Here is a 25,466-nt window from a genome sequence, read left to right on the forward strand (position 1 = left end):
AATTTCCAAGCTGCCTATTCCGCCGCTTCGGCCTTGCCCGCATCGGTCATGTCGGATTCGGCATTGGCGGCCTCGATCTCCGCTGCCTTGGCCTCGACCAGTTGGACGATATGGTCGATCATATTTTCGTCTTGAATGGTGTGGTCGGTGATGCCCGACAGATAGACCATATGCTTGCCATTGCCGCCTCCGGTCAGGCCGATGTCGGTTTCGCGCGCTTCGCCGGGGCCGTTGACGACGCAGCCCAGCACCGAGAGCGACAGGGGCGTGTGGATATGCTGGAGCCGTTCTTCGAGCGCCTGCACGGTACGGATGACGTCGAAGCCCTGCCGCGCGCAGGACGGGCAGGAAATGACCTTGACCCCGCGGGTACGGATGCCCAGCGATTTGAGAATCTCATAGCCGACGCGGACTTCCTCTTCCGGTTCGGCGGACAGGGAAACGCGGATCGTATCGCCAACCCCGGCCCAGAGCAGATTGCCGATGCCGATCGCGCTCTTCACCGTGCCGCCGATCAGGCCGCCCGCTTCCGTAATGCCCAGATGGAGCGGGCAATCGACCGCGTCGGCCAGTTGCATATAGGCGGCGACGGCGAGGAACACGTCGCTGGCCTTCACAGCGACCTTATATTCGTGGAAATCCTGGTCCTGGAGCAGCTTGATATGGTCAAGCGCGCTTTCGACCAGTGCTTCGGGACAGGGCTCGCCATATTTTTCGAGCAGGTCGCGTTCGAGACTGCCGGCGTTGACGCCGATGCGGATGGCGCAACCATTCGCCTTGGCCGCATCCACCACTTCCTTGACGCGGGCGGACGATCCGATGTTGCCGGGGTTGATGCGCAGGCAGGCGGCGCCAGCATCGGCCGCTTCCAGTGCGCGCTTATAGTGGAAATGAATGTCCGCGACGATCGGCACGCGCGCTGCGCGGACGATCTGCTTCAAGGCAGCGGTCGATTCCTCGTCAGGGCAGGATACGCGGATGATGTCCACGCCCGCCTCTTCGCAGCGGCGGATCTGGTCGATCGTCCCCTTGATATCATGGGTCAGCGTGTTGGTCATGGTCTGGACCGTGACCGGCGCACCACCACCCACCGGCACATTGCCGACCATGATCTGGCGGCTCTGGCGGCGGGCAATGTCACGCCAGGGGCGCAGGCCGGGATTATGGTCGGACATCTGTGAACGGCTCCATCAATATGGAGCCGCTATAGGGATGTTTGGTGACGGTTAAAACCGGATCGTTAGGGAAGCAGCCAATTGATCCGCATTGCCGCTGGCGCTCGACAGCGTCGTGGTGGTTACCGTGGCGGGGGCCGGATAATAATGGTCCGGGCGAATGATGTTCGCCTTTTCCACGAAGGTATGCGCGTAGCTGAGGTTGAGCGCCAGCGCGGCGGACATATTCCAGGTCGCGCCGCCGCTCAGCCAGACGCGGTCGCCATCGGGGACGCGGGTGGTGAGGAATTGCGGATTGGTGGGCGTGCGATCGAACATGGTGCCGGCGCGCAGGGTCAGCCGGTCGCTGACATCATATTCGCCGCCAGCGCTGACGCTGTAGCTGTCATGATAGTGCATGTCCTTGACCGATGTGCCGGTCGCGGTGTTGATCGTGATCGCCTTGAACACCGACCAATTATACCAGCGCGCCGTCAGCATCGCCCGCAATTTCGGCGTCAGGCGGTGCATCATGCTGACCGTGACGATATCGGGCAGTTCCAGCGGCGCATTGGCGGCGAAAGTGCCGTTGGCGGCGGCCAGCGGTCCCAGAAGCCCCGAAATCTCCTGCTCGCCTTTCAGCTTATGGGTCATGCGCGAGCGATAATGGACGCCGAAATTGGTGTCGCCGCTGGTGTAGAACAGGCCTGCGTTCCAGCCGACTGACAGATCGTCGCCCTCGATCGAGGCATGGCCATCGGCCAGCAGCGGGGAGAGTTGCGGCAGGGCGTTGGTCAGCGTCACCTTGACATATTGCACGTCGACGCCGCCGCCGATCGAGAGATCGTCGCTCAGCTTGTAGGCCGCCGAGGGCTGGATATTGTAGGTCTTCAGATCGGTATGGAGGGAGTCGTACCGGCCGAAATAGCTTTCGTCATAATCCAGCTTCAGCCCGAACGGCGCGTTGACGCCAAGGCCGAGCCAGAGGCGGTCGCTGACCTGCGCGGTGGCGTAGAAGCTCGGGATCGGGATGATTTTGGCAAACGGATTGCCGCCATCATTGCCGGTGACGGGCGCGGATGTGGGCAGGCCCGGTACCGAACGGGTGGACCCGCGATTGCTCTGCTGCGCGGTCGCCGACAGGATGATGCCGCCAACCGACGTCTGGATGCCCGACAATTGGGTCATCGCCGCCGGGTTGAAATAGATGGTCGATGGATCGTCGCCTGCTGCAGCGCCCCCTGACAGCGCACGCCCGGTTTCCTTGGGCGATTGTTCCTGGAGGTAGAAGCCGCCCGCCAGCGCCGGGACCGGGGCCGCCAGCACGCCTGACAGCAGGAGGGGAAGAAGGCGACGGCTAAGCGACATGGACGATCCTCTACACAATATCGTGCCGGCACCGGCGCGCTATCCCGCGCGCGCTGGCCGACTTTGCGCAGCGCGGATAGCAGCATCGTGGTTAATTTCCAGTATCGCGCCTGTCCGGTTCGTCGCATTTACAGGCGTTTGCGAGGGTGAACGCGGTCTGACGCTACGGCAGGACCGCCATGCGACAAGACAAAAAAAAGCCGCCCCGAAGGACGGCCTTGAAGTTTTAGGAGAGGATGCCTGAAAGGCGAGTTTCTTTTGCGGTGCAGCAGCGATTGTCGCAAATGCGAAATATGATGGAGTGATTGCAGAAAATGCAATCAAGTCTGAGTTTTCAGCTTTCCGTAAGGGAAATGCGAATGTCGCGATGATAGCGATACCAAATTTTTTATCGGTCGATCATATAATGGGTCGCCTGATCCCCGATTCGTGCAGCTGTGAGTCGACCTGCGCCATGAGTCGGGCCAGCCCTGCGCTATCTTGCGATTCGGCGCGCGCGACCAGCGCCGCCTGGGTATTGGAGGCGCGCAGCAGCCACCAGCCATCCGCCGTGCGGACACGCACGCCGTCGATCGCGTTCATATCCGCGCCGCTGGCATACAGCCGGGCGCGTATTTCGTCGATCACCGCGAATTTGCGATCCTCCGCCACCGCAAAGCGCAGTTCGGGGGTGTTGGCAAGGTCGGGCATCGCGCTGCGCAGGTCGGTGATGCTGCGATCCTGTCGGGCGGCGCGGATCAGGCGGACGGCGGCATAGAGGCCGTCGTCATAGCCATAATAATCGTCGGCGAAGAAGAGATGCCCGGTCATCTCGCCCCCTAGCGGGCTGCCAATCTGCTTCATTCTGGACTTGATATGGCTGTGGCCGGTTTTCCACATATCGGGCCTACCACCCAGCGCGGCGATGCCGTCGAACAGCGACTGGCTGGCCTTTACATCGGCGACAATCGCGGCACCGGGGCGTTTTTCCAGCACGCTTGGCACGAACAGGCCCAATAGCTGGTCGCCCGCAATCACCCTGCCCTGCCCGTCGATCACGCCGATCCGGTCGCCATCGCCATCGAAAGCCACACCGAAATCGAGCTGCTTGGCAAGGACAAGGGCGCGCAGGTCGGCCAGATTCGCTTCTTCGGAAGGATCGGGATGATGGTTGGGAAAATTGCCGTCTATGTGGGTGAAGAGCAGATGATGCTCACCGGGCAGGCGCTGCACCAGCTTCTCGACCACCTGGCCCGCCGCGCCATTGCCCGCGTCCCAGCCGATGCGCCATCCGCACCCGTCAAATCCCTCGATCAGCCGGTTGACATAGCGGTCGATGATCGTGATGCTTTGACTCTGGCCAAAGCCATCGTCCCAGTCGCCCGCCGCCGCCATGACGCCCAATTGCTGGATCGCTTCGCCGAAAAAGGGCGCATGACCCTGCACCAGCTTGAAGCCATTTTGATCGCCGGGATTATGGCTGCCGGTTATCTGAATGGCGCCGTCCACCTGGCCGACCATTTCGGCATAATAGAGCATAGGGGTTGGTCCCAGCCCGATGCGCAGCACGTCGATGCCGCTGGCGCACAGACCGTCAACCAGCGCAGCTTCAAGCATCACTGAACTCAACCGTCCGTCATAGCCCACGGCAATGCGCGATCCCCCTGCCCGCGCGATGACGGTGCCGAAGCTGCGCCCCAGCGCCCAGGCGTCGGCGGCGTCCAGCGTTTCGCCCACCGTGCCGCGCATGTCATAGTCGCGCAGCAGGGTAGGGTCGAAACGGTGAGTCACCTTTCCGCCTGATGGCGCAGCAGCAGGTCGCGGGCAGCGTTGATCTGGGCCGCCAGTGCCTCCGTCCCGCCCTTGTCGGGATGGACCGACGCGATCAGGCGGCGATGGGCGGCGCGGATCATGTCCGCGTCAGCGTCAGGCGCGACGCCCAGCAGGGCGCGGGCCTGTGCAATATCCTGCGGTGGCAGGGGTTTGGGCGCGGCGGTCTTGGCTTTGCCGCGCAGCTTGCCTTGTCCTACGAAGAACATGGCCGCGCCGATCAGCAGCGGCGCACCGATCACCGGCTTGCCCTTGGCCGCCAACACTGCGCCGACCAACGCCACGCCCAGCGCCATTCCGTCTTTCGCGCTCATGCGTTGCAGCCTTCCTGTCCAGATCAGCCAGCCTGCAAGGCCCGCCAGCAGCAGCGCGAGCCAGCCCATCAGGCCGCGCCGATCAAGTCCATGGAGCCAACGCCGCTGCGTTCGGGGAGCGCGAGGCCCGCCACCATTTCCCGCAATTCCTGCCGCGCGGCGATGTGGCTGACGCCCAGTTCCCCCAGATGTCCCTTGTCCAGCAGAGTGAGACCCGACGGGAAAAGCTCGCGGAAAATGACGCGCTCCGACAGGCCCGGAATGACGCGGAAACCGACGCGGCGGGACAATTCCATCAGCGCGTCGCCGACCCGCTTCTTGTTGCGGGCGTCCTGATGCTGGACGCGGTTGCGCAGCACGACCCAGTCGATCGAGACGCCGTCGGCCTTGGCCCTGGTCTTGCGCGCTTCAAAGATGAGTTCGGAATAGAAGGACAGGCGCTTGACCTTGAAACTTTCCGCATCGACCTGCCCGATCAGGTCGAAATCGACGAAACTGTCGTTCATCGGCGTGACCAGCGTGTTGGCGCGCGCGGCCATATGGCGGGCGAATACATCATCGCGGCCGGGCGTATCGACGATCAGGAAATCCGTGTCCTGCGACACGGCAGCGACTTCGGATTCGAGCGCCTCTATGCTGTCCCCCTTCAACACCGCAAAGGTCGGTGCGACCAGTTCGATACCGCGGCGGCGCGCGGTTTCGGCGCGATTTTCCAGATAGCGGGTAACGGTGCGCTGGCGCGGATCAAGGTCGATCATGCTGACGCGATGGCCAAGCGCCGTCAGCGCGATCGCGGTGTGGACAGCAGTGGTCGATTTGCCCGTTCCGCCCTTTTCATTGGCGAATACGATGAGATGCGGCTGCGAATTGGCCATTGGACCCCTGATAACCCCGTTGATTGTCGCAATGATTCTTGACCGTCCAGCGACTGCGCGCCTAGCAGGACGTCCCTGTCACCCCTGCCCTTATCGGAGCCGTTCCTCCCGTGCAAACCCTGTCTGACCTGCCCGCGCTGCGCGCCGCCATCGCTGCGCTGAAAAGCGACGGAAAGCCGTTGGTTCTGGTGCCGACCATGGGCGCTTTGCATGACGGGCATATGGCATTGGTCGAGGAAGCGCGGCGGCACGGACGGCATGTCGTCGTGTCGATCTTCGTCAATCCCAAACAGTTCGGGCCGAACGAGGATCTGGCTGCCTATCCCAGGCGCGAGGCCAAGGACGCGCAGATGCTTAGCGCCGCCGGGGTGGAAATTTTGTGGATGCCCACGGTCGAGGTCATGTATCCGACAGGTTTTGCCACGAACATCAGCGTGAGCGGGGTCAGCGACGGGCTGGACGGGGCAGCGCGGCCGGGCCATTTCGATGGCGTCGCGACGGTGGTGACCAAATTGTTCAACCAGGTGCGGCCCGATGTCGCGATCTTTGGCGAGAAGGATTATCAGCAGCTCGCCGTCATCCGGCGGATGGTGGCTGACCTTGACATGGGCATTGAGATTGTCGGGATGCCGACCCAGCGGGCCGAGGATGGGTTGGCCCTGTCATCGCGCAACGCTTATCTGAGCGACGATGAGCGCAAGGCTGCGCTGGCTTTGCCGCGGGCGCTGGGCGAGGCCAAGCGGCAGATCGAAAAGGGCGGCGCGGTCGAGGAGGCGCTGGCCAAGGCGGTCGCGATGCTGAACGCCCAGGGCTTTGACCCGGTCGATTATGTGACTTTGTGCGATGCGGTCACGCTGGAGCCGATCAGCGTATTGGACCGCCCTGCCCGGCTGCTGGGCGCGGCCAAGCTGGGCAAGACGCGGCTGATCGACAATATCGCGGTGGATGCCGCCTGAAAGTCAAAATCCCGCCCTCCGTTCGTTTCGAGCGAAGTCGAGAAACGTCGTGTGCTGGTTTCTCGACTTCGCTCGAAACGAACGGATCAAGGTTCAGTAATTTCGCTTAACTTCGCACTTTTCCCGGTAAATCGGACATTTTATTGCTCGGGTCTGATCCTATCGGAAAGCGACAGCGGGATTATATCAGCGCGGCTAGGTGTAGGATAGCCTGCCCCCCTCCCCTTCCCCCGAAGATTTAGAACGGTTTGACGATCACGGCGATAACGATGACCGCGGCAGCCACGCCGGGGACTTCGTTGAACAGGCGCAGCTGGCGGTCGGTCAGGGTCCGCTGCCCCCTGGCCAGTTTCTTTGCATAGCCCGCAATCCAGCCATGATAGGCCGACAGACCCAGCACGAAGAGCAGTTTCAGGTGGAACCAGCCAAAGCTCCATGCGCCCAGTTCGACCATCAGCATCAGGCCGAAAATCCAGGTCAGTAGCAGCGAGGGGTTGAGGATGATCTTGAGCAGCCGCTTTTCCCGATCGATCCATTTGCGGTCCTCGTCCGATCCGGGCGCGCTTTCCTGATGATAGACGAAGAAGCGCGGCATCATGAACAGGCCCGCCATCAGGAAGATGACGAAGATGACATGGGCAGCCTTCACCCAGAGATAAGCGGCACCAAGATAGGCCATCAGACATGCTTTCCGTTGCGGACATAGGCGATCAGCGCCTCGACATGCGCGATGGGCGTGTCGGGGAGGATGCCATGGCCCAGATTCATGATGTGGGGGCGATCAGCAAAGGCGGCGCGGATATTGTCCACCGCCTGTTCGACCGCCTGCCCGCCCGCAATCAGTGCCAGCGGATCGAGATTGCCCTGCACTGGCAGGCCCTGGGGCAGGACGCGGTTGGCCCAGTGGGGATCGACCGTTTCATCGACGCCGATTGCATCGACCCCGGTGCCAGCGGCATAATCGGCCAGTTTCGCGCCCGCGCCCTTGGGGAAGCCGATGATCGGGATGGTGGGATGCAGCGCTTTTAACTTGCGCACGATCGCGGCATTGGGCTGGACCACCCAGCGGTCGAACTGGAGCGGGGCGAGACTGCCGGCCCAGCTGTCGAACAATTGCACCGCCTCGACCCCCGCCGCGATCTGGCCCGACAGGTAAGTGACGGTCGCATCGACAATGGCGTCGATCAGCGCGCTAAAGCGGACAGGATCGCCATAGGCGAGGCGACGGGCAGCACCCTGATCCTTGCTGCCTTGGCCTGCCACCATATAGGTGGCGATGGTCCAGGGGCTGCCTGCAAAGCCGAGGAAGGTGACCGAAGGGTCGAGCGCTGCCTTGACCTGCCTGACCGTCTCATAGACCGCCTCAAAGCGGCTAAAATCGGGTTTGAGAGTGCCAAGATCCGTTTCAGCAAGGATGGGAGCGAGACGTGGGCCTTCGCCCGCCTCGAACCACAGATCCTGTCCCATGGCATAGGGGACGATCAATATGTCGGAAAAGAGGATCGCGCCATCGAAGCCGAAGCGGCGCAGGGGTTGGAGCGTCACCTCCGCAGCGGCTTCGCTGTCATAGACAAGTTCGAGGAAGCCGCCCTTGTCCGCCCGCAATGCGCGATATTCGGGCAGATAGCGCCCGGCCTGGCGCATGAGCCACATCGGCGGCACGGCGGGGCGATCGCCCTGGAGGACGCCAAGCAGAGGCTTGGTAGCAAGGACCGTCGGCGCGTCGAGACTCATCTATTCTCTCTTAATATAGATTTAAGTAGGATGATGGAGATAGTAGGGACGTTGGCAGCGGGGTTTATGCGCTGTGCCCGGATTTGCCAACAGCTTGACTCCCTTGGCTTACGCTTTGCGGCCTGAGTCAGTCACTCTATCCCCGTTATCCACAGGCTGTGGATGAAAATATGGGTCTGTTGGGGGGCTGTGGATAAGATTTGCGGAGTCGTGGACGGAGCAAAAGCGGGGATTTTGTCCCCAACTCCTCCCTTGCTTTATCCACAGCCTGCACACACAGATATGGGCCATGTCGCGCATCCACCTGCACCTCCTGTCGGACTCCACCGGTGAAACGCTGGAGAATATCGCCAAGGCCGCGATCGGCCTGTTTGAAAATGTCGAGGCGATCCGCCATTTCTGGCCGATGGTGCGGTCCGAAGTCCATCTCGACCGGATCATGCAGGAAATCGCCGCCAATCCGGGGCTGGTGCTGTTCACCCTGACTAACCATGTGTTGCGGCGGCGGCTGGAAACGCGCTGCCGGGCGCTCGGCCTGCCCCATGTCGCCGCACTCGACAGCGTGGCTGACGCGCTGTCCAACATATTGGGGCAGGAAACCCGGACCCGGCCGGGGCGCAAACATATTCTCGACGAAGCCTATTTCGCCCGGATCGAGGCGATCCAGTTCACCATCGCCCATGATGATGGGGTGGGCCATGAAAATTGGGAGGAGGCCGACATAGTGCTGGCGGGCGTGTCGCGCGCGTCCAAGACGCCGACGTCGATCTATCTCGCCAATCGCGGCTACAAGACCGCCAATATCCCACTGGTGCCGGAATCGCCGCCGCCCAAAAGCCTCTATAGCCTGAAACATCCGATGATCGTCGGCCTGACCGTCAGCCCCGACCGGCTGATCCAGATAAGGCGCAACCGGCTGCTCTCGCTCAATCAGGCGCCGGAGACGGCCTATGTCGATAATGAGAAGGTGCAGGAGGAGCTGGCTTTCGCCCGGCGGATGTTTGCCGATCATGGCTGGCCGGTGATCGACATGACCCGCCGGTCGATTGAGGAAGCCGCCGCGGCGATCATCAACCTGTTCAACGACCATGTTCTGGGTGAAGGGGCGGCATCATGATCGTGCTGGCATCGCAAAGCGCCAGTCGCCGGGCGCTGCTGGAGGCGGCGCATGTGCCGTTCGAGGCGCTGTCGCCCGGCGTGGATGAGGAAGCGGCCAAGGACGCCTTGCGCGCCGACGGGGTGGATGCGCGGGCGCTGGCGGATGCGCTGGCGGAGTTGAAGGCGCTCAAGGTTTCGCGCCGGGTGCCGGGCGGGCTGGTGCTGGGGTGCGACCAGACGCTGAGCCTGGATGATGGCAGCATGATCGACAAGGCGGTCGACCGGGCCGACGCGGCGCGCATCCTGCGATTGCTGTCGGGGCGGGTGCATCATCTGCACAGTGCGGCGGTGATCGTGCTGAATGGCGAACCCATATGGCGGCATGTCGAGCGGGTGCGGATGACGGTTCGACCCCTGAGCGATGGCTTTATCGACACCTATCTGGCGCGCGACTGGGACGAATGCCGCTGGTGCGTGGGCTGCTACCGGATCGAGGGGCCGGGCGCGCAATTGTTCAGCAAGGTCGAGGGCAGCCAGTTTGCGATTCAGGGCTTGCCGCTGCTGCCGCTGCTTGACTTTCTGCGCGTGCGCGGCGTTTTGGCGGCATGACTGACACGCTCCCTTATGCAGAAGTGATTGGCGATCCGATCGCCCACAGCAAATCGCCGCTGATTCATAATTTCTGGCTGAAAGCGCTGGATATCGAGGCGGAATATCGCAAGACCCATGTGAGGGCTGAGGGGCTGGCGGCTTATTTCCTGCAACGGCGCGCCGATCCCGACTGGCTGGGCTGCAATGTCACCATTCCGCACAAGATTGCGGTGATGGACTATACCGACGATCCGGGCGGGGTGCGCACACGGATCGGGGCGATGAACACCATCGCCAGCGAAACCGGCGGGCCGCTGATCGGCACCAATACCGATGCGGGTGGCTTCCTCCAGCCCCTGCTGCGCGACAAATGGAAGGGGCAACGGGCCGTCCTGATTGGCGCGGGCGGCGCGGCGCGGGCGATCCTGTTCGCGCTGTCGAGCCTGGGCGTGCCGGACATCACGATCATGGTGCGCGATGTCGCCAAGGGGCAGGCGCTGCTCGATCGGGCGGGGGTGAAGGGACAGGTCATCAGCCTGACCGATCCGCTGCCTGCCTGCGACCTGCTGGTCAACAGCACGTCGCTGGGCATGGTCGGTCAGCCGGTGCTGGACCTTGACCTCACCCCCCTGCCCGCCGGCGCGACCGTCTATGACATTGTCTATGCGCCGCTGGAGACCGATTTGCTGAAAGCGGCGTGCGCGCGCGGTCTCAAGACGCTCGACGGTCTGGAAATGCTGATCGGGCAGGCGGCGCTGGCGTTCGATATTTTCTTCGATGCGCAGGCGCCGCGTGAGCTGGACGCGGAATTGCGCGCGCTGCTGCTGGCGGCGGACTGACGGGCAGCCCCATGAAGATTTACGGCCTGACCGGATCGATCGGCATGGGCAAGTCGGCAGTCGCGGCGATGTTCCGGCGTGAGGGCGTGCCATTATTCGACGCCGATGCGGAAGTGCATCGGTTGCAGGGGCCAGGCGGCGCGCTGATTCCCGCGATCGAGGCGCGCTTTCCCGGCACGACCGGACCCAGGGGGGTGGACCGGGCGAAGCTGGGCGCGGCGGTGTTTGGCCATCCTCATGAGCTGCGCGCTCTGGAAGCGATCGTCCATCCGGCGGTGCAGGCGGCGCGGCGCGCTTTCCTGCGGCGGCACCGCTCGCGGCGTTTCGTGATTCTCGACATTCCGCTGCTGTTCGAAACGCATGGGCAAAAAAGGCTGGCAGGCGTGATCGTCGTGACCGCACCGGCGTGGAAACAGCGCAAGCGGGTGCTGGCGCGGCCGGGGATGACGCCCGCCAAGTTCCGCCGGATCGTCCATCTCCAGACACCGGACGCGGAAAAAAGGCGGCGGGCTGATCATATCATCCACACCGGCACCACCTTCACCCAGACCCGCGCGCAGGTGCGGCGTCTGGTCGCTTGCCTTGGCGCAAAGATAGGTCGATAAGGGTTTGCCCAAGAGTCGATATGAAGAGGGCGATGCGCGAGATTATTTTCGATACCGAAACGACCGGATTCGATCCGGCATCCGGCGACCGACTGGTCGAGATCGGCTGCATCGAACTGATCAATCGCGTGCCCAGCGGCCGCACCTTCCATGCTTATTATAATCCGCAGCGCGACATGCCAGCTGCGGCGGAGGCGGTGCATGGCCTGTCATCGACTTTCCTGAAGGACAAGCCGCTGTTCGCCAGCGGCGTCGATGATCTGCTCGCCTTTCTGGAGGACAGCCCGCTGGTCGCGCATAATGCGCGTTTCGATTTCGGCTTCCTCAACCATGAATTGCGGCTGTGCGGCCGCGCCGATGTGTCGATGACTCGCATGATCGACACGGTGGCGATCGCACGGACGCTGCATCCGGGCGCCAAGCATAGCCTGGACGCGCTCTGCACCCGCTATGGCATCGATCGCAGCCATCGCATCAAGCATGGCGCGCTGCTCGACGCCGAATTGCTCGCGCAGCTTTACATCGAACTGACCGGCGGCCGTCAGATCGGCCTGGGTCTTGCACAGGAGGAGGAAAAAGCAGCCACAGACGGGGAACTTGGCGCAGGCGCCATGGTTCGCCCTGTTCGTCCCGCGCGCGTTTTTACAGCGAGCGCGGCGGAGCTGGAACGGCATGGCAGGTTCATTGCGACCCTGGACAAGCCGATCTGGCTGGAGGAGGCGCAGCCGGGCTGAACAAAACGGTCCGTGTCCGTGCCTCCAGGTCATCCGGGCCGCTTCCTGCGACCCGGCAAGAATAAGGAGAAGGCATATGGATATTCGTGTTTCCGGGCATCAGGTCGACACGGGCGATGCGCTCAAGCAGCATGTCGCCGACCGCATGGAGGCGATGGCCGAGAAATATTTTTCCCGCACGATTTCGGCCCATGTGACCTTTCGACCCGCGCCGCACGGCGCCTTCCACTGCGACATCGTCTGTCATGTCATGACCGGCCTGATCCTGAAAGGGGCTGGCGAGGCGCAGGAGGCGCATCCGTCCTTCGACCAGGCGGCGGACCGGATCGAAAAGCAATTGCGCCGCTATATGCGCCGTCTGAAGGACCGGCACAGCCAGGCGACAGCGGCCGAGGCGCAGCGGGTCAGCAGCTTCAGCGTCGATGATATTGACGGGGCGGGCTACACGATCTTCGCCTCGCCCGTGGACGAGCATGAGGAGGTGGTCGAGGATTCGCCGCTGATCGTCGCCGAAACCCGCGTCGATATCCCCGAAGCCAGCGTGTCCGATGCGGTGATGATGCTTGACCTGCGCAACACCAATGCGCTGCTGTTCGTCAATGCCGGGACCGCGGCCTACAACATGGTCTATCGTCGCCATGACGGTACGATCGGTTGGGTCGAGCCGCGTTTGGCGGCGGGCTGAGCCGGGCCATCTGCCATGGGCCGCCTGTTGACCTGATGGTGCAGGCGGCTTATGGGGCCGGGCTTTATATTTCCCGATCGCCGCGCATCTAGACCCCAGGCTGGGCGCGGCTCGGCTGGTTCGGACAGACCATGGTTGATTTCCACGACATCGTTTCAGCGGATGCGCTCGCCACGGGCCTTTCGGTGAACGGCAAGAAGCAGTTGTTCCAGAAGATCGCGGCGCTCGCGGCCTGCGCCTATGGGCTGGACGCCGATGAGGTTGGCGACGCTTTGTTCGAGCGCGAGCGTCTGGGTTCGACCGGCTTTGGCGGCGGTGTTGCCATTCCCCATGCCAAGATTGTCGGGCTGGAGCGGATGCGTGGTATGGTCGTGCTGCTCGATCCGCCCGTGCCGTTCGATGCGGTGGACGATGCGCCGGTCGATATCGTCTTTGCCCTGCTCTCGCCCGTGGATAGCGGCGCGGAACATCTTAAGACGCTGGCGCGGGTGTCGCGCTATCTGCGCGATGAAAATCAGGTCGTGCGGTTGCGCGGGGCCAAGTCTGCCGCCGCGCTTCATGCGCTGCTGGCCGGTGGCGGGGCGCGTGACGCTGCCTGAGACAGGCGCGCCCGCCAGCGGCGAGGCCGCGCATTTCCGTGCGCTGGAAAATCTCTATCGCTCCGCGCCGATCAACCGGCTGTTCCGGTCGGAGATTGCGATTCACGAACCGGGCCGTTGCATCATCGATTTCGATGTCGATGAAAGCCAGTTCCATGCCGCCGGCGCCGTCCATGGCACCGTCTATTTCAAGATGCTGGACGATGCGGCCTTTTATGCGGCCAACAGCCTGGTCAGCGACCGATTCCTGCTGACCACCGCCTTCAACCTGCTGTTCACCCGGCCGATCGCGCCGGGCCGGATTCGCGCCGAGGGGCGCTGGATCAGCGGCAAGCGCCGCGTTTACGTGGCCGAGGCGAGTCTGGTCGATTCGGACGGTGAGGAAGTCGGGCGCGGCACCGGCACCTTCATGCGGTCGCAATTCCCCCTGTCATCGCTGTCGGGATATGGTGGCTGAGTCGCAGGACAATGCGCGGCTGACCAGTGCGATCCTGGTCAACGCGCTGGTGCGGCGGACGAACGCCGCGGGCGGCTTTGCCATGGTGCTGGTCAAGGGCGACGCGACCAGCGGCGTGATCCTGATACAAGCGCTTGAAAAGGGTAAGGAAACCGGATTGTTCGAGCGGGTATCGAACTTTGCCGGGGGTCATGCGTTAATGCGCTGTGGACCTTCCCCGGAGGACGGCCCGGAGGCGCTCGCCACCTATGTGGCGCGCCGGCGCAGATCGGACCCCGATTTGTGGATAGTCGAACTCGATATCCCGGAAGCAGAACGGTTTGCCGCTGAAACGATCTGCTGATCGTTGACATAGCGCAATGGTCCGTGCAGAGGCCCGCCCACGCTGAACGCGCAGGTTGCTGCATTCGTCCAAGGGGGGTGAATGTCGTAAACACGCAGACGGGGGGCGGCCCAACGTCAGGGAATATGTGTTAAAAACGACGTTTAAGGCCAAGAACCGCACGTTTTTGAGTAGTAATGAGTTTTCGTTTGAGAGCCGCGATCATCGTGGCATTTGCACTGTCCGCCACAGCGGCAGTGACCGCTTCCGATATGTCGATCGCCGGTGAGTCGGTCCAGTCGGTAGCCTCCCTGTCCAGGGAAAATGCGCTGATTCCAGCGCCCGCGGCCGCCCAAAAGCCCGCCATCACTTTTGCCGCGCCGCGCGAAATCGTGCAGCCGCTGGCTTCGGCCTCCAGGGCCGACCTCACTTATTCCCCCGAATCCGACGTCCAGGCGAGCAGCCTGTCCGCGCTGGTTGCCGCCCATGGCGACGCCGAAGCCGTGGACGGCGACATGAAGTGCCTGGCCGGGGCGGTCTATTTTGAATCCAAGGGCGAAAGCCTGGAAGGCCAGCTGGCCGTGGCACGGGTGATCATCAACCGCGCCAAGTCCGGCCGTTTCGCCGACAGCCTCTGCGGCGTCGTCTATCAGCCCAGCCAGTTCAGCTTCGTGCGTGGCAACGGGATGCCGCCGATCCGCATCGACAGCCGCAGCTGGCGCGAAGCCGTCGCCATCGCCCAGATCGCAATGAACGACAGCTGGAACAGCCCGGCCGAAGGCGCGCTTTTCTTCCACGCCCGCCGCGTTTCGCCCGGTTGGGGCAAGGCCAAGCTGGCGATGATCGACAATCATATTTTCTATCGTTGAGAGACAGCGCGCGATTGGCGCGCATCTTTTGGGGTGGATCATGAAAAGGCCGGTTCGGATTATCCGAATCGGCCTTTTCTTTTGTTCCCGACCTGTTCTAAAGTCACCCAATGAGTAGCGCCCCGATCGAAAGCTGTTCCCCGTTGACCGACGGCACTGCGCTGGCGGTGGCGCGGGGGACGTTGCGGCTGTTTTTTCGTCATGACATGAGCGGCATATTGGAAGTGCCGCTGCCCAATGGGCGGCGGGCCGACATCATGGCGATCGACGGGGCCGGGCGGCTGACGATCGTGGAGATCAAGTGCAGCCGCGCGGACTTGCTGGGCGACATGAAGTGGCCCGACTATTTCGACTATTGCGATCGCTATTATTGGGCGGTGCCGATGGGGTTCGACCTTTCGCTGTTCGACAGTGAAGCGCTATGGCCCGCGCGCACCGGGCTGATCGTTGCGGATCAATATGACGCCGAACTGGTCCGCCCCGCGCCGATCGAGCCATTGGCCGCGGCGCGGCGAAAGGCGGAGACGTTACGCTTTGCCCGGCGCGCGGCGCGGCGACTGACTGCGATCAGCGACCCTGATCATGCGGCGGAGATCGGGTGGTAGGCTGCGTTTTGCCTCAGAACACCGGACCTTGCACCGGTCCCTTGGGCGTGGTGCTGGTCTTGGCGGCGGCGAGGGCTTCGGTGAGGCCGGGGGTGCGGTTGTCGCGGTTGGCATAGTCGCGCGCGGACATGCCGGCGATGCTGTCGCGCTTGTCGGGATTGGCGCCCTGCGCCACCAGCAGCCGGACAAGGCCCAGGTCGCGCAGTTGCACCGCGCGGATTAGCGGGGTTTCGCCGCTGCCATTGGTCTTGTCCACCTGTGCGCCATGGGTGATCAGCGTGCGCACGCCTTCCTCGAACCGCCCCTGCACCGCCTTCATCAGCGGGGGATTGCCCGCATTGTCGGCCATATTGGGGTTGGCCCCCTTGGCCAGCATGAAGGCCAGCCAGGTGGCGTCGCGCCGGGCGATGACGATGTGCAGCGCGGTTTCGCCGGTCGTGACGTCGCGGCTGTTGACCACGGTGGAGCCGGGCTTTTGCAGCAGGTCGGTGACCTTCTGCCCGTCGGCATCCTTGACGGCTTTCAGGAAATTATAATTGTCGGAAAATTGCGCCTGCGCCGCGACCGGGGACAGCAGCGCCAGCGTCAGCGCGGCGGCGCGTCCCAGACCCATCCATGCGCTCAACCCGGTCTTGATCATCATTAGCCCCGTATCATTTGCAAAACGGCCCATAGCAAGGCATGGCTGGCGGCACCATGAACAAAGCAAAGATTGCGATCGCCCTGCCGCTGCTGGCCTTGCTGGCTGCGTGCAATATGGGGGCGGACGGGAACGCATCAAGCGGCGAAAGTGCGCCGGGCGAACTGGCTGGCGCGCGTATCGGCGCGCCCTTCACCCTGACCGATCAGGATGGCAAGCCGCGAGGCTGGGACGATTTCAAGGGCCAGTATCGCCTGGTCTATTTCGGTTACACCTATTGCCCCGATGTCTGCCCGGTCGACCTGCAACGCATCATGCAGGCCTTTGCCCAGTTCGAGAAAGCGCAGCCCGCGCTGGCGGCGAAGGTGCAGCCGATCTTCATCAGTGTCGATCCCGCGCGCGATACCTCCGCAATCCTGAAACCCTATGTCGCCGCCTTTCACCCGCGCCTCATCGGCCTGACCGGCACACCGGAGCAGATCGCCAAGGTCGCCAAGGATTTCGTGGTCCTCTATAATGTGGAGGGGAAGCCTGGGGATAAGGACTATCTGGTCAGCCACAGCCGCACGCCGTACCTGTTCGATCCCGATGGTAAGCCCGTTGCGCTGGTGCCGGTCGATGATCCTTCTACGACCGGGGCATCGGTAGATTATCAAATCACCGGAAACGAAACGCGCGGAAATATTGAGCTTGAGGCGCGTAACGATGAACAGTCGGCCGATGAGGGATCGCCGAGCAAGGTGCTGGCCTTCCTCGAAAAATGGGTGAAATAGGGCTTGGACTTCTGGGAAAAGCCTCTCCACACGCTGGACGCCGCCCAATGGGAGGCGTTGTGCGATGGCTGTGGCAAATGCTGCCTGCACAAGGCGGAGGATGAGGATACGGGGCATATCTACCCCACCAATGTCGCCTGCCGCCTGCTCGACCGCCATAGCGGCCAATGCACCAGCTACAAGAATCGCCGCAAATTCGTGCCTGACTGCGTGCGGCTGACCCCGGCCAAGGTGAAGCAGATCAGCTGGCTGCCGCGCACCTGCGCCTATCGCCTGCGCGAGGCAGGCGAGCCGCTGCCGGACTGGCATTATCTGGTGAGTGGCGACCGGGAAGCGGTGCATCGCGCGCAGGAATCGGTGCGCGGCTGGACCGTGGCGGAGGCGGAAGCGGGCGACCTGGAGAATCATCTTGTCGATCGGGACATCTGATCCCGACGCCGCGATCGTTATCGACGGTGTCGCGATGCCGGTGCGGGTGCGCCGGTCGGCACGGGCGCGCGCCTACAGGCTGACGATCGACGGCGCGCGGGGCGAACTCCGCCTGTCGATGCCGGTGCGGGCGAACCTGAAACGGGCGCTGGGCTGGGCGCAGCAGCATGAGGGCTGGGTGCGCACGCAAATGGCGGCGCAACCGGCGGTGACTTTACTGGACGATGGCGCGGTCTTTCCGCTGGAGGGGCGGGAGGTGCGCATCTGCTGGGTCGAAGGCGCGTCGCGCACGATAAGGCTGGAGGGCGATCGGCTGATGCTCGGTGGCGCGGCGGAGTCGGTCGGTGCGCGGGTGCAGCGCTGGCTGGTGGCGCGGGCGCGGGCGGTGTTGGAGACCGAGACGCAGGAGCTGGCGCGCGACCATGGGCTGATCGTTGCGTCGGTGGGCGTAGGCGATCCGCGCAGCCGCTGGGGCAGTTGCACCTCGTCCGGCGCGATCCGCTACAGCTGGCGGCTGATCCTCTGCCCGCCCGACGTGCGCCGGTCGACCGTGGCGCATGAGCTGGCGCATCTGCTGCATATGGACCACAGCCCGGCCTTCCACGCCGCCCATGCGCGGATTTACGGGGCGGACCCGCGACCTGCGCGGGCCTGGTTGCGCGCAAACGGGGCGGGGCTGCACCGCTATCGGGCTTGAGCTAATGGCGCGCCGGAAACGCTATCTGACCGCCACCATGCCGGACGGCTATGTCAAGACGATCGGGCCGACCGCGGACCCCTTCACCCATTATTGGCGGATCGTCGCCGTGCTGGACAATGGCAAGACGGAAGTGTTCTGGGGCCATGTGCGCTCGCTCGCCGAAGCGAAGAGGAAGCGGGCGGCGGCAGCGGATGGCGCGCGGATGCGGGGCTGGAAAAGCTATGCGTTCGAGATTGCGGAGCTGGTGGAGACGGTGCCTTAATCCGTTCGTTTCGAGCGAAGTCGAGAAACCAGCGCACAGGTTTCTCGACTTCGCTCGAAACGAACGGAGGTGGTTTTTTTACCCTCGGTGCGGCCACACCCCTGAGCCGTCGGCAGCGCACGCATGGGCTGTATCGTTGGGGTAGGGCAGGCCGCAGGCGCGGCAGGTGCTATAGTCGCCGACTTTCAGGCCATGGCCCACCGCCACCCGTTCATCGAACACATAGCAGTCGCCCTGCCAGCGGCTTTCGGACTCCGGCATTTCCTCCAGATAGCGCAGGATGCCGCCCTTGAGGTGATAGACATCGTCGAATCCGCGCGCCTTGACCAATGCGGTGGATTTCTCGCAGCGTATGCCGCCGGTGCAGAACATGGCGATTTTGGGCGCGCGGCCCTGCGCTTTCAGGTCGGCGGCGAAGGCGTCGAACCAGCCGGGAAAGTCGCGAAAGGCGCGGGTGCCGGGGTCGATCGCGCGATCGAAAGTGCCGACCGCGACTTCATAGGCGTTCCGGGTGTCGATGACGATCGTATCGGGATCGGCGATCAGCGCGTTCCAGTCGGCCGGGTCGAGATGGGTGCCGGCCCGATGCGCAGGGTCCAGATCGCCCACGCCCAGCGTGACGATCTCCGGCTTCACCTTAACCTTCATCCGGGCGAAGGGGGCGACATGGGCCGTCGCATATTTGACGTCGAGATCGGCGCAGCCGGGCAGCTGGCGCAGATGATCGATCAACGTCGCGATCGCGTCCGCGCTGCCCGCCACGGTCCCGTTAATCCCCTCGCCCGCGACGATCAGCGTGCCGCGCGTGTCGAGCGACGTGCAGAGCGTACGCAGATCCGCCGCGATGCCCTGGGGATCATCGAAGCGGGCGAAGCGGTAGAGGGCGGCAACGGTGAAAGGCGCAGTGTCAGGCATGGCGGCGCTATAGGCGTTCGTTGGCCCTCTTGAAAGCGGGACCGCATCGGCGCATAGCCGGGTGATGGTTCCCCTTTCGTTCGCTGGTGAGGCGTTTCTGGCGCTGCCGCAGGCCGCGCTCTATTGGCCTGCGCGCGCGGCCTTGCTGGTCGCAGACCTGCATTTTGAGAAAGCGAGCTGGTATGCCCGCTTTGGCCAGTTCCTGCCGCCCCATGACAGTGAGGCGACGCTGGACCTGATCGAGGCGCTGGTGGCGCAGACGGGCGCGCGGTCGGTCTGGTCGCTGGGGGACAGTTTCCATGATGCCGGGGGGGCGGCGCGGCTGGACCCGCGCGCGCGCCAGCGGCTCGATTCCCTTACGGAAAGGATGGACTGGACCTGGATTACCGGTAATCATGACGTCGGCGTGGCGGACATGCCGGGGGGACGCAGGCTGGTCGAGGCGGAACTGGGCGGGATCATCCTGCGGCATGAGGCGCAGCCGGACGATCCACGGCCCGAAATATCCGGCCATTTCCACCCGAAATTCCGCCTGTCGGTGCGCGGTCGCCATGTGGCGCGCCGCTGCTTCGTGGAATCGGCCACCAAGCTGATTCTACCCGCGCTGGGGGCGCTGACGGGGGGACTGGATGCAGGCCATGGCGAGATTCGGCGTGTGGTGGGACCGGGAGCCAGTGCTTTGGTGCCCGTTTCGGACAGATTGTTACGCTTTCCGTTATCGTAAAGAAACGCTACGGAAACCGGATTTTAAGCCGTTGCCGATAAGCAACAGGGTGTGAATATCACGCCACCCGACCCCGCAAAAGGCGCAGAAAAGCTAGGCTCTCTTGCCTTCGCCGGGCTGTGGCAGCATAAACAGGCACAGCACCCGACGCGCCGAAAAGGCGTGCGGGCCAGGAGAGGATCGACCATGATGACAGACAAGAGCCTTTGGCTGACGACCGCCGGCATGATCGCATTGACGATGACGATGCCCGCCGCCGCGCAGGAGACGGCCGCGCCGCAAGCCGCCGTCGATCAGGACAGTGCGGAAATCATCGTGACCGCCACCCGGCGCGCCAGTCCGCTGTCCGACGTGCCGATCGCCGTATCTGCGGTGAGCGCGCAGGCGATGCAGAATAGCGGTGCGAGCGACATCCGCACATTGAACCAGCTTGCCCCGTCGCTGCTGGTGTCATCGACCGGATCGGAAGCCAATGCGTCCGCGCGTATTCGCGGCATCGGCACGGTCGGCGACAATCCGGGCCTCGAAAGCTCGGTCGCGGTGTTCATCGACGGCGTCTATCGTTCGCGCACCGGCGCGGGCCTTAATGAACTGGGCGAGATTGAGCGGGTCGAGGTGCTGCGCGGGCCGCAGGGGACGCTGTTTGGCCGCAATGCGTCGGCGGGCCTGATCAATATCATCAGCAAGGCACCGGAAAATACGTTCAGCGCCAAGGGTGAGATCACCTATGGCAATTATGATTATTGGCGGCTGTCGGGCCGTGTCACCGGGCCGGTGGCGGACGGCATAGCGCTCAGCCTGGACGGCGTCTGGTCCAAGCGGGACGGTTTTTACAAGCTGGTCGATACGGCGGGCAACACGGTTGGCGACACCAATGACCGCGACCGCTATTTCCTGCGCGGACAGGCGCTGATCGAGCCGAATGACGACCTGTCGATCCGCCTGATCGGCGATTACACCAATCGCGACGAAAGCTGCTGCGGCGCGGCCTATACCGAAGCGCGGGAACGGACCCCGGCGGCGGGCGGCGGCTACAACACCGCCAGCTTCAACCGGATTGCCGCGATCCTGGCGGGGCAGGGCAGCGTGATTGCCGCCGACCCTTATGATCGCGAACTCACGACCACGCCGGGCCGCGATTATGTGAGCAAATTGAAGGATTGGGGCGTGTCGGGCGAGGTCAATTATGACCTGGGCGGCGCGAAGCTGACCAGCATCACCGCCTATCGCGATTACAAGTCGAGCGACTATGGCGATTATGACTATAATCGCGCCGACCTGCTCTATCGCGATCCCAACACCTATCGCCAGTTCAAGACCTTCACCCAGGAATTGCGTGCGCAGGGCTCTGCCTTTGGCGAGATGCTCGACTGGCTGGTCGGCGGCTATTATGCCAATGAACGGCTGACCTTGCAGGATAATATCCGCTTCGGCGCCGATTATGGCCGCTTTTCCGCCTGCCGCCTGATGGCGGGGGCGGGTGTGAACAGCAACTTCCCGGCGTCGACGCTGGCCGCCTGTGGCAGCGGGCTGGCAACCGGGGCGCTGATCACCGGCACGCAGGCCAATTTGAACGCCGGGCTGAACGCGGCCTTCCTGAACGCTGGCCTGCCCGCGCCAGTCGCGGCGGGGCAGGCGGCAGCCATTTCAACCGGTCTGGGCAACGGCCTGCGTGCGCTGGCGGCGATCCCGTCGGGGACCGGCGACATTGCGTCCATCTATCGCCAGAAGAGCGAGAATTGGGCGCTGTTCACCCACAACATCGTCCACATCACCAAGCGGCTCGATTTGACCCTGGGCCTGCGTTACACGCATGAGAGCAAGACATTCTCGTCCGATTTCAACAATAACAACGCGACCTGCGCGGCGTTGCAGCCGGGACTGGCACCGATCGCCAGCAACCCGGCACTGGGCAGCGCGGCGGCACTGGCGGCTGGCATATTGACGCTGGGGTGCCTGGGCAATGGCTCCACCAGCCTCAACGCGCTCGACCTGAATGACAAGATCAGCGACGGCGAATTTTCCGGCACGGCCGTATTGTCCTGGAAGGCGACCGACGACCTGATGGTCTATGGCAGCTATTCCAAGGGCTATAAGGCGGGCGGCTTCAACCTGGATCGCTTCCAGCTGGGATCGACCGGACTGAACGTCCTGCCTGCCGTATTCGCGCCGCGCACCAATGCCGACGTGACCAGCCTGCGCTTTGCCGCGGAAAAGGTGGATTCGTTCGAGGTGGGCCTGAAATATAGCGCGCCCAAATGGAGCGTGAATCTGGCCGGATTCCGGCAGGAGTTCAAGAATTTCCAGCTCAACACCTTCAACGGCACCAGCTTCGTCGTCCAGAATATCAATGGCTGCGACGGGGCGCTGAGCGCGGCGCGGACCTGCGCAGCGGACGATGTCGGGCCGGGCCTGATCAGCCAGGGTATCGAACTGGAATGGTCGGTTACCCCGGCGCGCAATTTCCGCGTGGCGGGCGGCGCGACCTATGCCGAGGCGAAATTCGCCAACCGGCTGGTCGGCAGCGGCAATGGCGCGGTGCCGCTGGACCCGGCATTGTTCCTGCTGCCCGGCGCGATCAACAGCAATGCGCCCAAGATGGTGACGACCGCCAGCATGGCGTGGACCCCGGACATCGGCACCAGCGGCCTGTCAGCGCTCTTCTACGTCGATGGCCGCATGACCAGCGACTATAATACCGGGTCGGACCTGTTCCCCGAAAAGCGGCAGGATGGCTATGCCATCTTCAATGCGCGCGTCGGCATTCGCGGGCCCAACCAGCGCTGGGCGGTGGAATTGTGGGGCCAGAATATCTTTAATCAGGACTATACCCAGGTGTCGTTCAGCAGCCCGCTCCAGTCGAGCAGCCCGGCGACATCCACCACCGGTCAGTTCAGCCAGGGTGCGCCGATGGCGAACCAGCTGATCTCCTCCTACCTTGCCGAGCCGCGCACCTACGGCATCACGCTCCGGGGGAGTTTCTAAGCATACCGAGCCCGCTCCGGGGTACGGGGCGGGCTGGCGGAGGACGATCCCCAAACAGGGCGGTGCCGACGCGAATGTCGGTAGCGCCCAGCATGATCGCGGTTTCATAGTCGCTGGACATGCCCATAGACAGGCGCGGGAGGCCCTCCTCCCGCGCCATTTTTGCAAGCAGCGCGAAGTAGGGGGCGGGTTCCACATCGGCGGGCGGTACGGCCATCAGGCCGAGCAGGGGAATGTCGGCGGCGCGGGCCGCTGCGATCAGCGCGGGCGTGTCCGCGATCGCGCAGCCGCCCTTTTGCGGCTCCGCACCGATATTGACCTGAACATAGCAGGGGATACGCTTGCCCGCTGCGTCCATCGCCTTGGCCAGCGCGGTCAGCAGGGAAGGGCGGTCCAGGCTGTGGATCACGTCGAAAAGGGCGACGGCATCGGCGGCCTTGTTGGATTGCAGTTGGCCGACCAGATGCAGGCTGATGTCGGGATGCGCCTGTCGCAGCGCGGGCCATTTCTCCTGCGCCTCCTGCACCCGGTTTTCGCCGAACACGCGCTGCCCGGCTGCGATCAGCGGGCAGATGGCGGCGGCATCCTTGGTCTTGGAGATCGCGATCAGGGTGACGGCGTCGGCGGTCCGGCCGGTCAGGCGGGCGGCCCTGGCGATGTCGTCCTGAATGGTGGCCAGTCGGCTGGCGGCGTCTTGGGTGGCAATGCTGCTGTCTGTCGTCATGCGCGCTGCTATAGGGCAGGGTCATGACCTGTCGCCACCGCAAAAATATGCCCCTGATCTGGCTGATGACCGACGAGCGGATCAGCGATGCGGCATTGCTGGCTGCGGTGGCGCGGCTGCCGAAGGGGCGGGCGGGGATCATCTTTCGTCATTACAGGACAGAGCCGGGCGCGCGGCGGGCGCTGTTCGATGCGGTGCGGGCGATCGCGCGGCGGCGGCGGCTGATGCTAATGCTGGCGGGGACGGCGCGGCAGGCGGCGGCTTGGGCAGCGGACGGCTGGCACGGGCGGGACGCGCGCCGGGCAGAGCGACCGATGCGGCACAGCGCGCCGGTGCATGATGCGCGGGAGATGGTGGCGGCGCGGCGGGGCAGGGCGGATATGGTGCTGGTGTCGCCGCTGTTTCCCACACGATCGCATCCGGGTGGGGCGAGTTTGGGCCGGGTGCGGTTTGCGGCACTGGCGCGAGGGGCGATGATGCCGGTTGTTGCGCTGGGTGGCGTGACGCGCGAACATGGCCGGATGTTGCGCGGCATCGGGGCTGCGGGATGGGCGGCGATTGATGGATTGGCGGGTTAGTGAGGGTGTGTTTGGGTGGGTTGCGATCGGTCTGCTTCCGAGGGCGTAAGGCATGAAAAGCGACGATTGCTTGTCGGTCTGCTCCGATCCAAGATGGCACCATGGATATGTTCTTCGAAGCACTTTTTTTGAGTGGCTTGTTACCAAGGCTGGCGACCGTTCCGGAGCGTGGGGCATTGCCGCCGTCGTATTTATTTTTTTTGGCGCTTTAGCAGCAGTTTTGTGGTGGATATTTGCGCGCCCATAGGCCCAAGGCGGATTTGGGTGGGTGGCGGACTGTCAGCCTTCGGCGCATAAAGGAGGCAAACCGGACACGGGAGGCCCAATCGCAAATGTTTTGGGAAGCAAACCCATGGAAAACGAGCTTTTTGCGATCTCGTTCTATGAAGAAGGGGTATCGCGAACGCGCAAGCTGGCCCCTTACTTGGCGGCGCGCGGGCTTAAATGACTGGCTAGCGATATCCGCACTCGGAGATGACCACGATTGGGCTCGGAAGATGGGAACTGGGTTCGTTGCCGAGTTTGGCAACGAAATCTTGTTCTTGATTGATCGGGATTGGTTTGGCTGGCCTGATCCACCCCAATGGGGACTGGCATCGTTTGATGCAGCTAACGGCGCGTGGAACCTGTGGGGTAACTTTTCAGATTTGCCTTCTGCTTGGACTGTTCCCGATCCCTTATATGGGCCGGAGCGAAATCCTGCTTAGTCAGGTTCTAGAACAGGTTTATTTGCAACTGAATTTCCGGCTTTGGTCGATACCAGACCCAGGTCACGTAAGCCTTTAGGGCTTCTGCCAACGGTTATAAGCGCCTTTGATCCCGACAATTAGCAACATACACCCAAATGCCAACATAACCCAAGGGCGGCGGTCGTCGGCAAGCCAGAGGGCCAAATAGCCGATGCCAAGGCCCGATGGCAGCCATACTTTGACAGCGTATTTATCAGTCCAGACAGTCCGCATGTTGACAAGCTATCCTACCGATCAGAGTTCCGCAAATGGTCCAGACTGTGTGAAAACGCGGCGGATATGGTATGATGCCCTAACGCTTTGGGGGATCATATGGGTCGCTTCATTTCTGGCGCTGATCGCAAGCAGACGACGTTATTTCCACCCTGTGTAG

Annotated in this window: 30 protein-coding genes; 20 read left to right on the top strand and 10 right to left on the bottom strand. The window is 63.3% G+C overall.

The window, feature by feature from the left end:
• Positions 1-14: 14 nt before the first annotated feature.
• The 5 genes from ispG to KRZ98_RS08695 all read right to left on the bottom strand — a co-directional run bounded on the left by ispG (position 15) and on the right by KRZ98_RS08695 (position 5,520).
• The gene (gene ispG, locus KRZ98_RS08675; RefSeq protein ID WP_217673175.1) at positions 15-1,175 is read right to left on the bottom strand and encodes a flavodoxin-dependent (E)-4-hydroxy-3-methylbut-2-enyl-diphosphate synthase; all 1,161 of its coding nucleotides are present in this window, start codon (positions 1,173-1,175) and stop codon (positions 15-17) included.
• Positions 1,176-1,226: 51 nt separating this feature from the next.
• On the bottom strand, positions 1,227-2,522 hold the full coding sequence (locus KRZ98_RS08680; protein WP_217673176.1) for an OmpP1/FadL family transporter: 1,296 nt from the start codon (positions 2,520-2,522) through the stop codon (positions 1,227-1,229).
• 399 nt (positions 2,523-2,921) lie between these two features.
• Positions 2,922-4,292 carry a phosphoglucomutase/phosphomannomutase PgmG gene (gene pgmG / locus KRZ98_RS08685; protein WP_217673177.1) on the bottom strand — a complete coding sequence of 457 codons (1,371 nt, stop codon included), beginning with the start codon at positions 4,290-4,292 and terminating at the stop codon, positions 2,922-2,924.
• Positions 4,289-4,714 carry a DnaJ domain-containing protein gene (locus KRZ98_RS08690; RefSeq protein ID WP_217673178.1) on the bottom strand — a complete coding sequence of 142 codons (426 nt, stop codon included), beginning with the start codon at positions 4,712-4,714 and terminating at the stop codon, positions 4,289-4,291. The genes pgmG and KRZ98_RS08690 overlap by 4 nt, the downstream gene beginning before the upstream one ends.
• Complete coding sequence (locus KRZ98_RS08695; RefSeq protein ID WP_217673179.1) at positions 4,714-5,520, bottom strand: division plane positioning ATPase MipZ; 807 nt, start codon at positions 5,518-5,520, stop codon at positions 4,714-4,716. The genes KRZ98_RS08690 and KRZ98_RS08695 overlap by 1 nt, the downstream gene beginning before the upstream one ends.
• 110 nt (positions 5,521-5,630) lie before the next feature.
• Here KRZ98_RS08695 and panC point away from each other — a divergent pair, with 110 nt between their 5' ends.
• Positions 5,631-6,476 (top strand): pantoate--beta-alanine ligase, encoded by an 846-nt coding sequence (panC, locus tag KRZ98_RS08700; RefSeq protein ID WP_217673180.1) that lies wholly within the window; start codon positions 5,631-5,633, stop codon positions 6,474-6,476.
• Positions 6,477-6,714: 238 nt separating this feature from the next.
• Here panC and KRZ98_RS08705 read toward each other — a convergent pair whose 3' ends face one another.
• Positions 6,715-7,155, bottom strand: a complete 441-nt coding sequence (locus KRZ98_RS08705; protein ID WP_217673181.1) for a CopD family protein — start codon at positions 7,153-7,155, stop codon at positions 6,715-6,717.
• Entirely contained in the window at positions 7,155-8,210 is a 1,056-nt protein-coding gene (gene hemE / locus KRZ98_RS08710) for a uroporphyrinogen decarboxylase (RefSeq protein ID WP_217673182.1), read from the bottom strand. Before hemE ends, KRZ98_RS08705 begins: the two co-directional genes overlap by 1 nt.
• 289 nt (positions 8,211-8,499) lie before the next feature.
• On the opposite strand from hemE, the gene KRZ98_RS08715 reads away from it, so the two are divergent.
• From KRZ98_RS08715 to KRZ98_RS08765, 11 genes are all read left to right on the top strand, one after another.
• Positions 8,500-9,327, top strand: coding sequence for a pyruvate, water dikinase regulatory protein (locus tag KRZ98_RS08715; RefSeq protein ID WP_217673183.1), 828 nt, complete (start codon positions 8,500-8,502; stop codon positions 9,325-9,327).
• Positions 9,324-9,917 (top strand): nucleoside triphosphate pyrophosphatase, encoded by a 594-nt coding sequence (locus KRZ98_RS08720; protein ID WP_217673184.1) that lies wholly within the window; start codon positions 9,324-9,326, stop codon positions 9,915-9,917. Before KRZ98_RS08715 ends, KRZ98_RS08720 begins: the two co-directional genes overlap by 4 nt.
• Positions 9,914-10,738: a shikimate dehydrogenase gene (aroE, locus tag KRZ98_RS08725; protein WP_217673185.1), complete on the top strand. Its 825-nt coding sequence runs from the start codon at positions 9,914-9,916 to the stop codon at positions 10,736-10,738. Before KRZ98_RS08720 ends, aroE begins: the two co-directional genes overlap by 4 nt.
• An 11-nt stretch (positions 10,739-10,749) precedes the next feature.
• The gene (gene coaE, locus KRZ98_RS08730) at positions 10,750-11,343 is read left to right on the top strand and encodes a dephospho-CoA kinase (protein WP_217673186.1); all 594 of its coding nucleotides are present in this window, start codon (positions 10,750-10,752) and stop codon (positions 11,341-11,343) included.
• A 32-nt stretch (positions 11,344-11,375) separates the two neighbouring features.
• Complete coding sequence (gene dnaQ / locus KRZ98_RS08735; protein ID WP_217673187.1) at positions 11,376-12,077, top strand: DNA polymerase III subunit epsilon; 702 nt, start codon at positions 11,376-11,378, stop codon at positions 12,075-12,077.
• A gap of 76 nt (positions 12,078-12,153) precedes the next feature.
• Positions 12,154-12,762: a ribosome-associated translation inhibitor RaiA gene (gene raiA / locus KRZ98_RS08740; protein ID WP_217673188.1), complete on the top strand. Its 609-nt coding sequence runs from the start codon at positions 12,154-12,156 to the stop codon at positions 12,760-12,762.
• Positions 12,763-12,893: 131 nt separating this feature from the next.
• Positions 12,894-13,361, top strand: a complete 468-nt coding sequence (locus KRZ98_RS08745) for a PTS sugar transporter subunit IIA (protein WP_217673189.1) — start codon at positions 12,894-12,896, stop codon at positions 13,359-13,361.
• Positions 13,321-13,818 carry a PaaI family thioesterase gene (locus KRZ98_RS08750; RefSeq protein WP_217673190.1) on the top strand — a complete coding sequence of 166 codons (498 nt, stop codon included), beginning with the start codon at positions 13,321-13,323 and terminating at the stop codon, positions 13,816-13,818. Before KRZ98_RS08745 ends, KRZ98_RS08750 begins: the two co-directional genes overlap by 41 nt.
• The gene (locus tag KRZ98_RS08755) at positions 13,808-14,161 is read left to right on the top strand and encodes a DUF1491 family protein (protein WP_217673191.1); all 354 of its coding nucleotides are present in this window, start codon (positions 13,808-13,810) and stop codon (positions 14,159-14,161) included. The genes KRZ98_RS08750 and KRZ98_RS08755 overlap by 11 nt, the downstream gene beginning before the upstream one ends.
• 176 nt (positions 14,162-14,337) lie before the next feature.
• The gene (locus KRZ98_RS08760; protein WP_217673192.1) at positions 14,338-15,009 is read left to right on the top strand and encodes a cell wall hydrolase; all 672 of its coding nucleotides are present in this window, start codon (positions 14,338-14,340) and stop codon (positions 15,007-15,009) included.
• A gap of 110 nt (positions 15,010-15,119) precedes the next feature.
• The gene (locus KRZ98_RS08765) at positions 15,120-15,614 is read left to right on the top strand and encodes an MmcB family DNA repair protein (protein WP_217673193.1); all 495 of its coding nucleotides are present in this window, start codon (positions 15,120-15,122) and stop codon (positions 15,612-15,614) included.
• A gap of 13 nt (positions 15,615-15,627) precedes the next feature.
• Here the strand turns inward: KRZ98_RS08765 and KRZ98_RS08770 are convergent, their stop codons facing one another.
• On the bottom strand, positions 15,628-16,257 hold the full coding sequence (locus KRZ98_RS08770) for an ankyrin repeat domain-containing protein (protein ID WP_254798214.1): 630 nt from the start codon (positions 16,255-16,257) through the stop codon (positions 15,628-15,630).
• Positions 16,258-16,295: 38 nt separating this feature from the next.
• Here KRZ98_RS08770 and KRZ98_RS08775 point away from each other — a divergent pair, with 38 nt between their 5' ends.
• From KRZ98_RS08775 to KRZ98_RS08790, 4 genes are read left to right on the top strand one after another with little or no spacing between them, the layout of a single operon-like run.
• Positions 16,296-17,027: an SCO family protein gene (locus KRZ98_RS08775; RefSeq protein ID WP_217673194.1), complete on the top strand. Its 732-nt coding sequence runs from the start codon at positions 16,296-16,298 to the stop codon at positions 17,025-17,027.
• A 3-nt stretch (positions 17,028-17,030) separates the two neighbouring features.
• Positions 17,031-17,456, top strand: coding sequence for a YcgN family cysteine cluster protein (locus KRZ98_RS08780; RefSeq protein WP_119743502.1), 426 nt, complete (start codon positions 17,031-17,033; stop codon positions 17,454-17,456).
• Positions 17,457-17,490: 34 nt separating this feature from the next.
• Complete coding sequence (locus tag KRZ98_RS08785) at positions 17,491-18,153, top strand: M48 family metallopeptidase (protein WP_217673202.1); 663 nt, start codon at positions 17,491-17,493, stop codon at positions 18,151-18,153.
• A 4-nt stretch (positions 18,154-18,157) separates the two neighbouring features.
• Entirely contained in the window at positions 18,158-18,418 is a 261-nt protein-coding gene (locus KRZ98_RS08790; protein ID WP_217673195.1) for a hypothetical protein, read from the top strand.
• 78 nt (positions 18,419-18,496) lie between these two features.
• Here the strand turns inward: KRZ98_RS08790 and KRZ98_RS08795 are convergent, their stop codons facing one another.
• Entirely contained in the window at positions 18,497-19,333 is an 837-nt protein-coding gene (locus KRZ98_RS08795; RefSeq protein WP_217673196.1) for a rhodanese-related sulfurtransferase, read from the bottom strand.
• A gap of 64 nt (positions 19,334-19,397) precedes the next feature.
• Here KRZ98_RS08795 and pdeM point away from each other — a divergent pair, with 64 nt between their 5' ends.
• The gene (pdeM, locus tag KRZ98_RS08800) at positions 19,398-20,057 is read left to right on the top strand and encodes a ligase-associated DNA damage response endonuclease PdeM (protein WP_217673197.1); all 660 of its coding nucleotides are present in this window, start codon (positions 19,398-19,400) and stop codon (positions 20,055-20,057) included.
• Between the two features lie 189 nt (positions 20,058-20,246).
• Entirely contained in the window at positions 20,247-23,042 is a 2,796-nt protein-coding gene (locus tag KRZ98_RS08805) for a TonB-dependent receptor (protein WP_217673203.1), read from the top strand.
• On the opposite strand, the gene KRZ98_RS08810 is transcribed toward KRZ98_RS08805, so the two are convergent.
• Positions 23,020-23,766: a YggS family pyridoxal phosphate-dependent enzyme gene (locus tag KRZ98_RS08810; protein ID WP_217673198.1), complete on the bottom strand. Its 747-nt coding sequence runs from the start codon at positions 23,764-23,766 to the stop codon at positions 23,020-23,022. The two genes, KRZ98_RS08805 and KRZ98_RS08810, sit on opposite strands and share 23 nt — an antisense overlap.
• A 23-nt stretch (positions 23,767-23,789) precedes the next feature.
• On the opposite strand from KRZ98_RS08810, the gene KRZ98_RS08815 reads away from it, so the two are divergent.
• A complete protein-coding gene (locus KRZ98_RS08815; RefSeq protein ID WP_217673199.1) occupies positions 23,790-24,344 on the top strand; it encodes a thiamine phosphate synthase in 555 nt (184 codons plus the stop codon).
• Between the two features lie 52 nt (positions 24,345-24,396).
• A complete protein-coding gene (locus KRZ98_RS08820; RefSeq protein WP_217673200.1) occupies positions 24,397-24,591 on the top strand; it encodes a hypothetical protein in 195 nt (64 codons plus the stop codon).
• Positions 24,592-25,466 lie beyond the last annotated feature (875 nt).

The sequence above is a fragment of the Sphingobium sp. AS12 genome (assembly GCF_019097845.1).
Classification (GTDB): domain Bacteria; phylum Pseudomonadota; class Alphaproteobacteria; order Sphingomonadales; family Sphingomonadaceae; genus Sphingobium.

What these genes read in the sequence shown, in the direction of transcription:
- ispG (WP_217673175.1), bottom strand. Translation starts at nt 1,175, where the DNA reads ATGTCCGACCATAATCCCGGCCTGCGCCCCTGGCGTGACATTGCCCGC.
- KRZ98_RS08680 (WP_217673176.1), bottom strand. Translation starts at nt 2,522, where the DNA reads ATGTCGCTTAGCCGTCGCCTTCTTCCCCTCCTGCTGTCAGGCGTGCTG.
- KRZ98_RS08690 (WP_217673178.1), bottom strand. Translation starts at nt 4,714, where the DNA reads ATGGGCTGGCTCGCGCTGCTGCTGGCGGGCCTTGCAGGCTGGCTGATC.
- KRZ98_RS08695 (WP_217673179.1), bottom strand. Translation starts at nt 5,520, where the DNA reads ATGGCCAATTCGCAGCCGCATCTCATCGTATTCGCCAATGAAAAGGGC.
- KRZ98_RS08705 (WP_217673181.1), bottom strand. Translation starts at nt 7,155, where the DNA reads ATGGCCTATCTTGGTGCCGCTTATCTCTGGGTGAAGGCTGCCCATGTC.
- hemE (WP_217673182.1), bottom strand. Translation starts at nt 8,210, where the DNA reads ATGAGTCTCGACGCGCCGACGGTCCTTGCTACCAAGCCTCTGCTTGGC.
- KRZ98_RS08715 (WP_217673183.1), top strand. Translation starts at nt 8,500, where the DNA reads ATGTCGCGCATCCACCTGCACCTCCTGTCGGACTCCACCGGTGAAACG.
- KRZ98_RS08720 (WP_217673184.1), top strand. Translation starts at nt 9,324, where the DNA reads ATGATCGTGCTGGCATCGCAAAGCGCCAGTCGCCGGGCGCTGCTGGAG.
- aroE (WP_217673185.1), top strand. Translation starts at nt 9,914, where the DNA reads ATGACTGACACGCTCCCTTATGCAGAAGTGATTGGCGATCCGATCGCC.
- coaE (WP_217673186.1), top strand. Translation starts at nt 10,750, where the DNA reads ATGAAGATTTACGGCCTGACCGGATCGATCGGCATGGGCAAGTCGGCA.
- dnaQ (WP_217673187.1), top strand. Translation starts at nt 11,376, where the DNA reads ATGCGCGAGATTATTTTCGATACCGAAACGACCGGATTCGATCCGGCA.
- raiA (WP_217673188.1), top strand. Translation starts at nt 12,154, where the DNA reads ATGGATATTCGTGTTTCCGGGCATCAGGTCGACACGGGCGATGCGCTC.
- KRZ98_RS08745 (WP_217673189.1), top strand. Translation starts at nt 12,894, where the DNA reads ATGGTTGATTTCCACGACATCGTTTCAGCGGATGCGCTCGCCACGGGC.
- KRZ98_RS08750 (WP_217673190.1), top strand. Translation starts at nt 13,321, where the DNA reads ATGCGCTGCTGGCCGGTGGCGGGGCGCGTGACGCTGCCTGAGACAGGC.
- KRZ98_RS08755 (WP_217673191.1), top strand. Translation starts at nt 13,808, where the DNA reads ATGGTGGCTGAGTCGCAGGACAATGCGCGGCTGACCAGTGCGATCCTG.
- KRZ98_RS08760 (WP_217673192.1), top strand. Translation starts at nt 14,338, where the DNA reads ATGAGTTTTCGTTTGAGAGCCGCGATCATCGTGGCATTTGCACTGTCC.
- KRZ98_RS08765 (WP_217673193.1), top strand. Translation starts at nt 15,120, where the DNA reads ATGAGTAGCGCCCCGATCGAAAGCTGTTCCCCGTTGACCGACGGCACT.
- KRZ98_RS08770 (WP_254798214.1), bottom strand. Translation starts at nt 16,257, where the DNA reads ATGATGATCAAGACCGGGTTGAGCGCATGGATGGGTCTGGGACGCGCC.
- KRZ98_RS08775 (WP_217673194.1), top strand. Translation starts at nt 16,296, where the DNA reads ATGGCTGGCGGCACCATGAACAAAGCAAAGATTGCGATCGCCCTGCCG.
- KRZ98_RS08785 (WP_217673202.1), top strand. Translation starts at nt 17,491, where the DNA reads ATGCCGGTGCGGGTGCGCCGGTCGGCACGGGCGCGCGCCTACAGGCTG.
- KRZ98_RS08790 (WP_217673195.1), top strand. Translation starts at nt 18,158, where the DNA reads ATGGCGCGCCGGAAACGCTATCTGACCGCCACCATGCCGGACGGCTAT.
- KRZ98_RS08795 (WP_217673196.1), bottom strand. Translation starts at nt 19,333, where the DNA reads ATGCCTGACACTGCGCCTTTCACCGTTGCCGCCCTCTACCGCTTCGCC.
- pdeM (WP_217673197.1), top strand. Translation starts at nt 19,398, where the DNA reads ATGGTTCCCCTTTCGTTCGCTGGTGAGGCGTTTCTGGCGCTGCCGCAG.
- KRZ98_RS08805 (WP_217673203.1), top strand. Translation starts at nt 20,247, where the DNA reads ATGACAGACAAGAGCCTTTGGCTGACGACCGCCGGCATGATCGCATTG.
- KRZ98_RS08810 (WP_217673198.1), bottom strand. Translation starts at nt 23,766, where the DNA reads ATGACGACAGACAGCAGCATTGCCACCCAAGACGCCGCCAGCCGACTG.
- KRZ98_RS08815 (WP_217673199.1), top strand. Translation starts at nt 23,790, where the DNA reads ATGACCTGTCGCCACCGCAAAAATATGCCCCTGATCTGGCTGATGACC.
- KRZ98_RS08820 (WP_217673200.1), top strand. Translation starts at nt 24,397, where the DNA reads ATGAAAAGCGACGATTGCTTGTCGGTCTGCTCCGATCCAAGATGGCAC.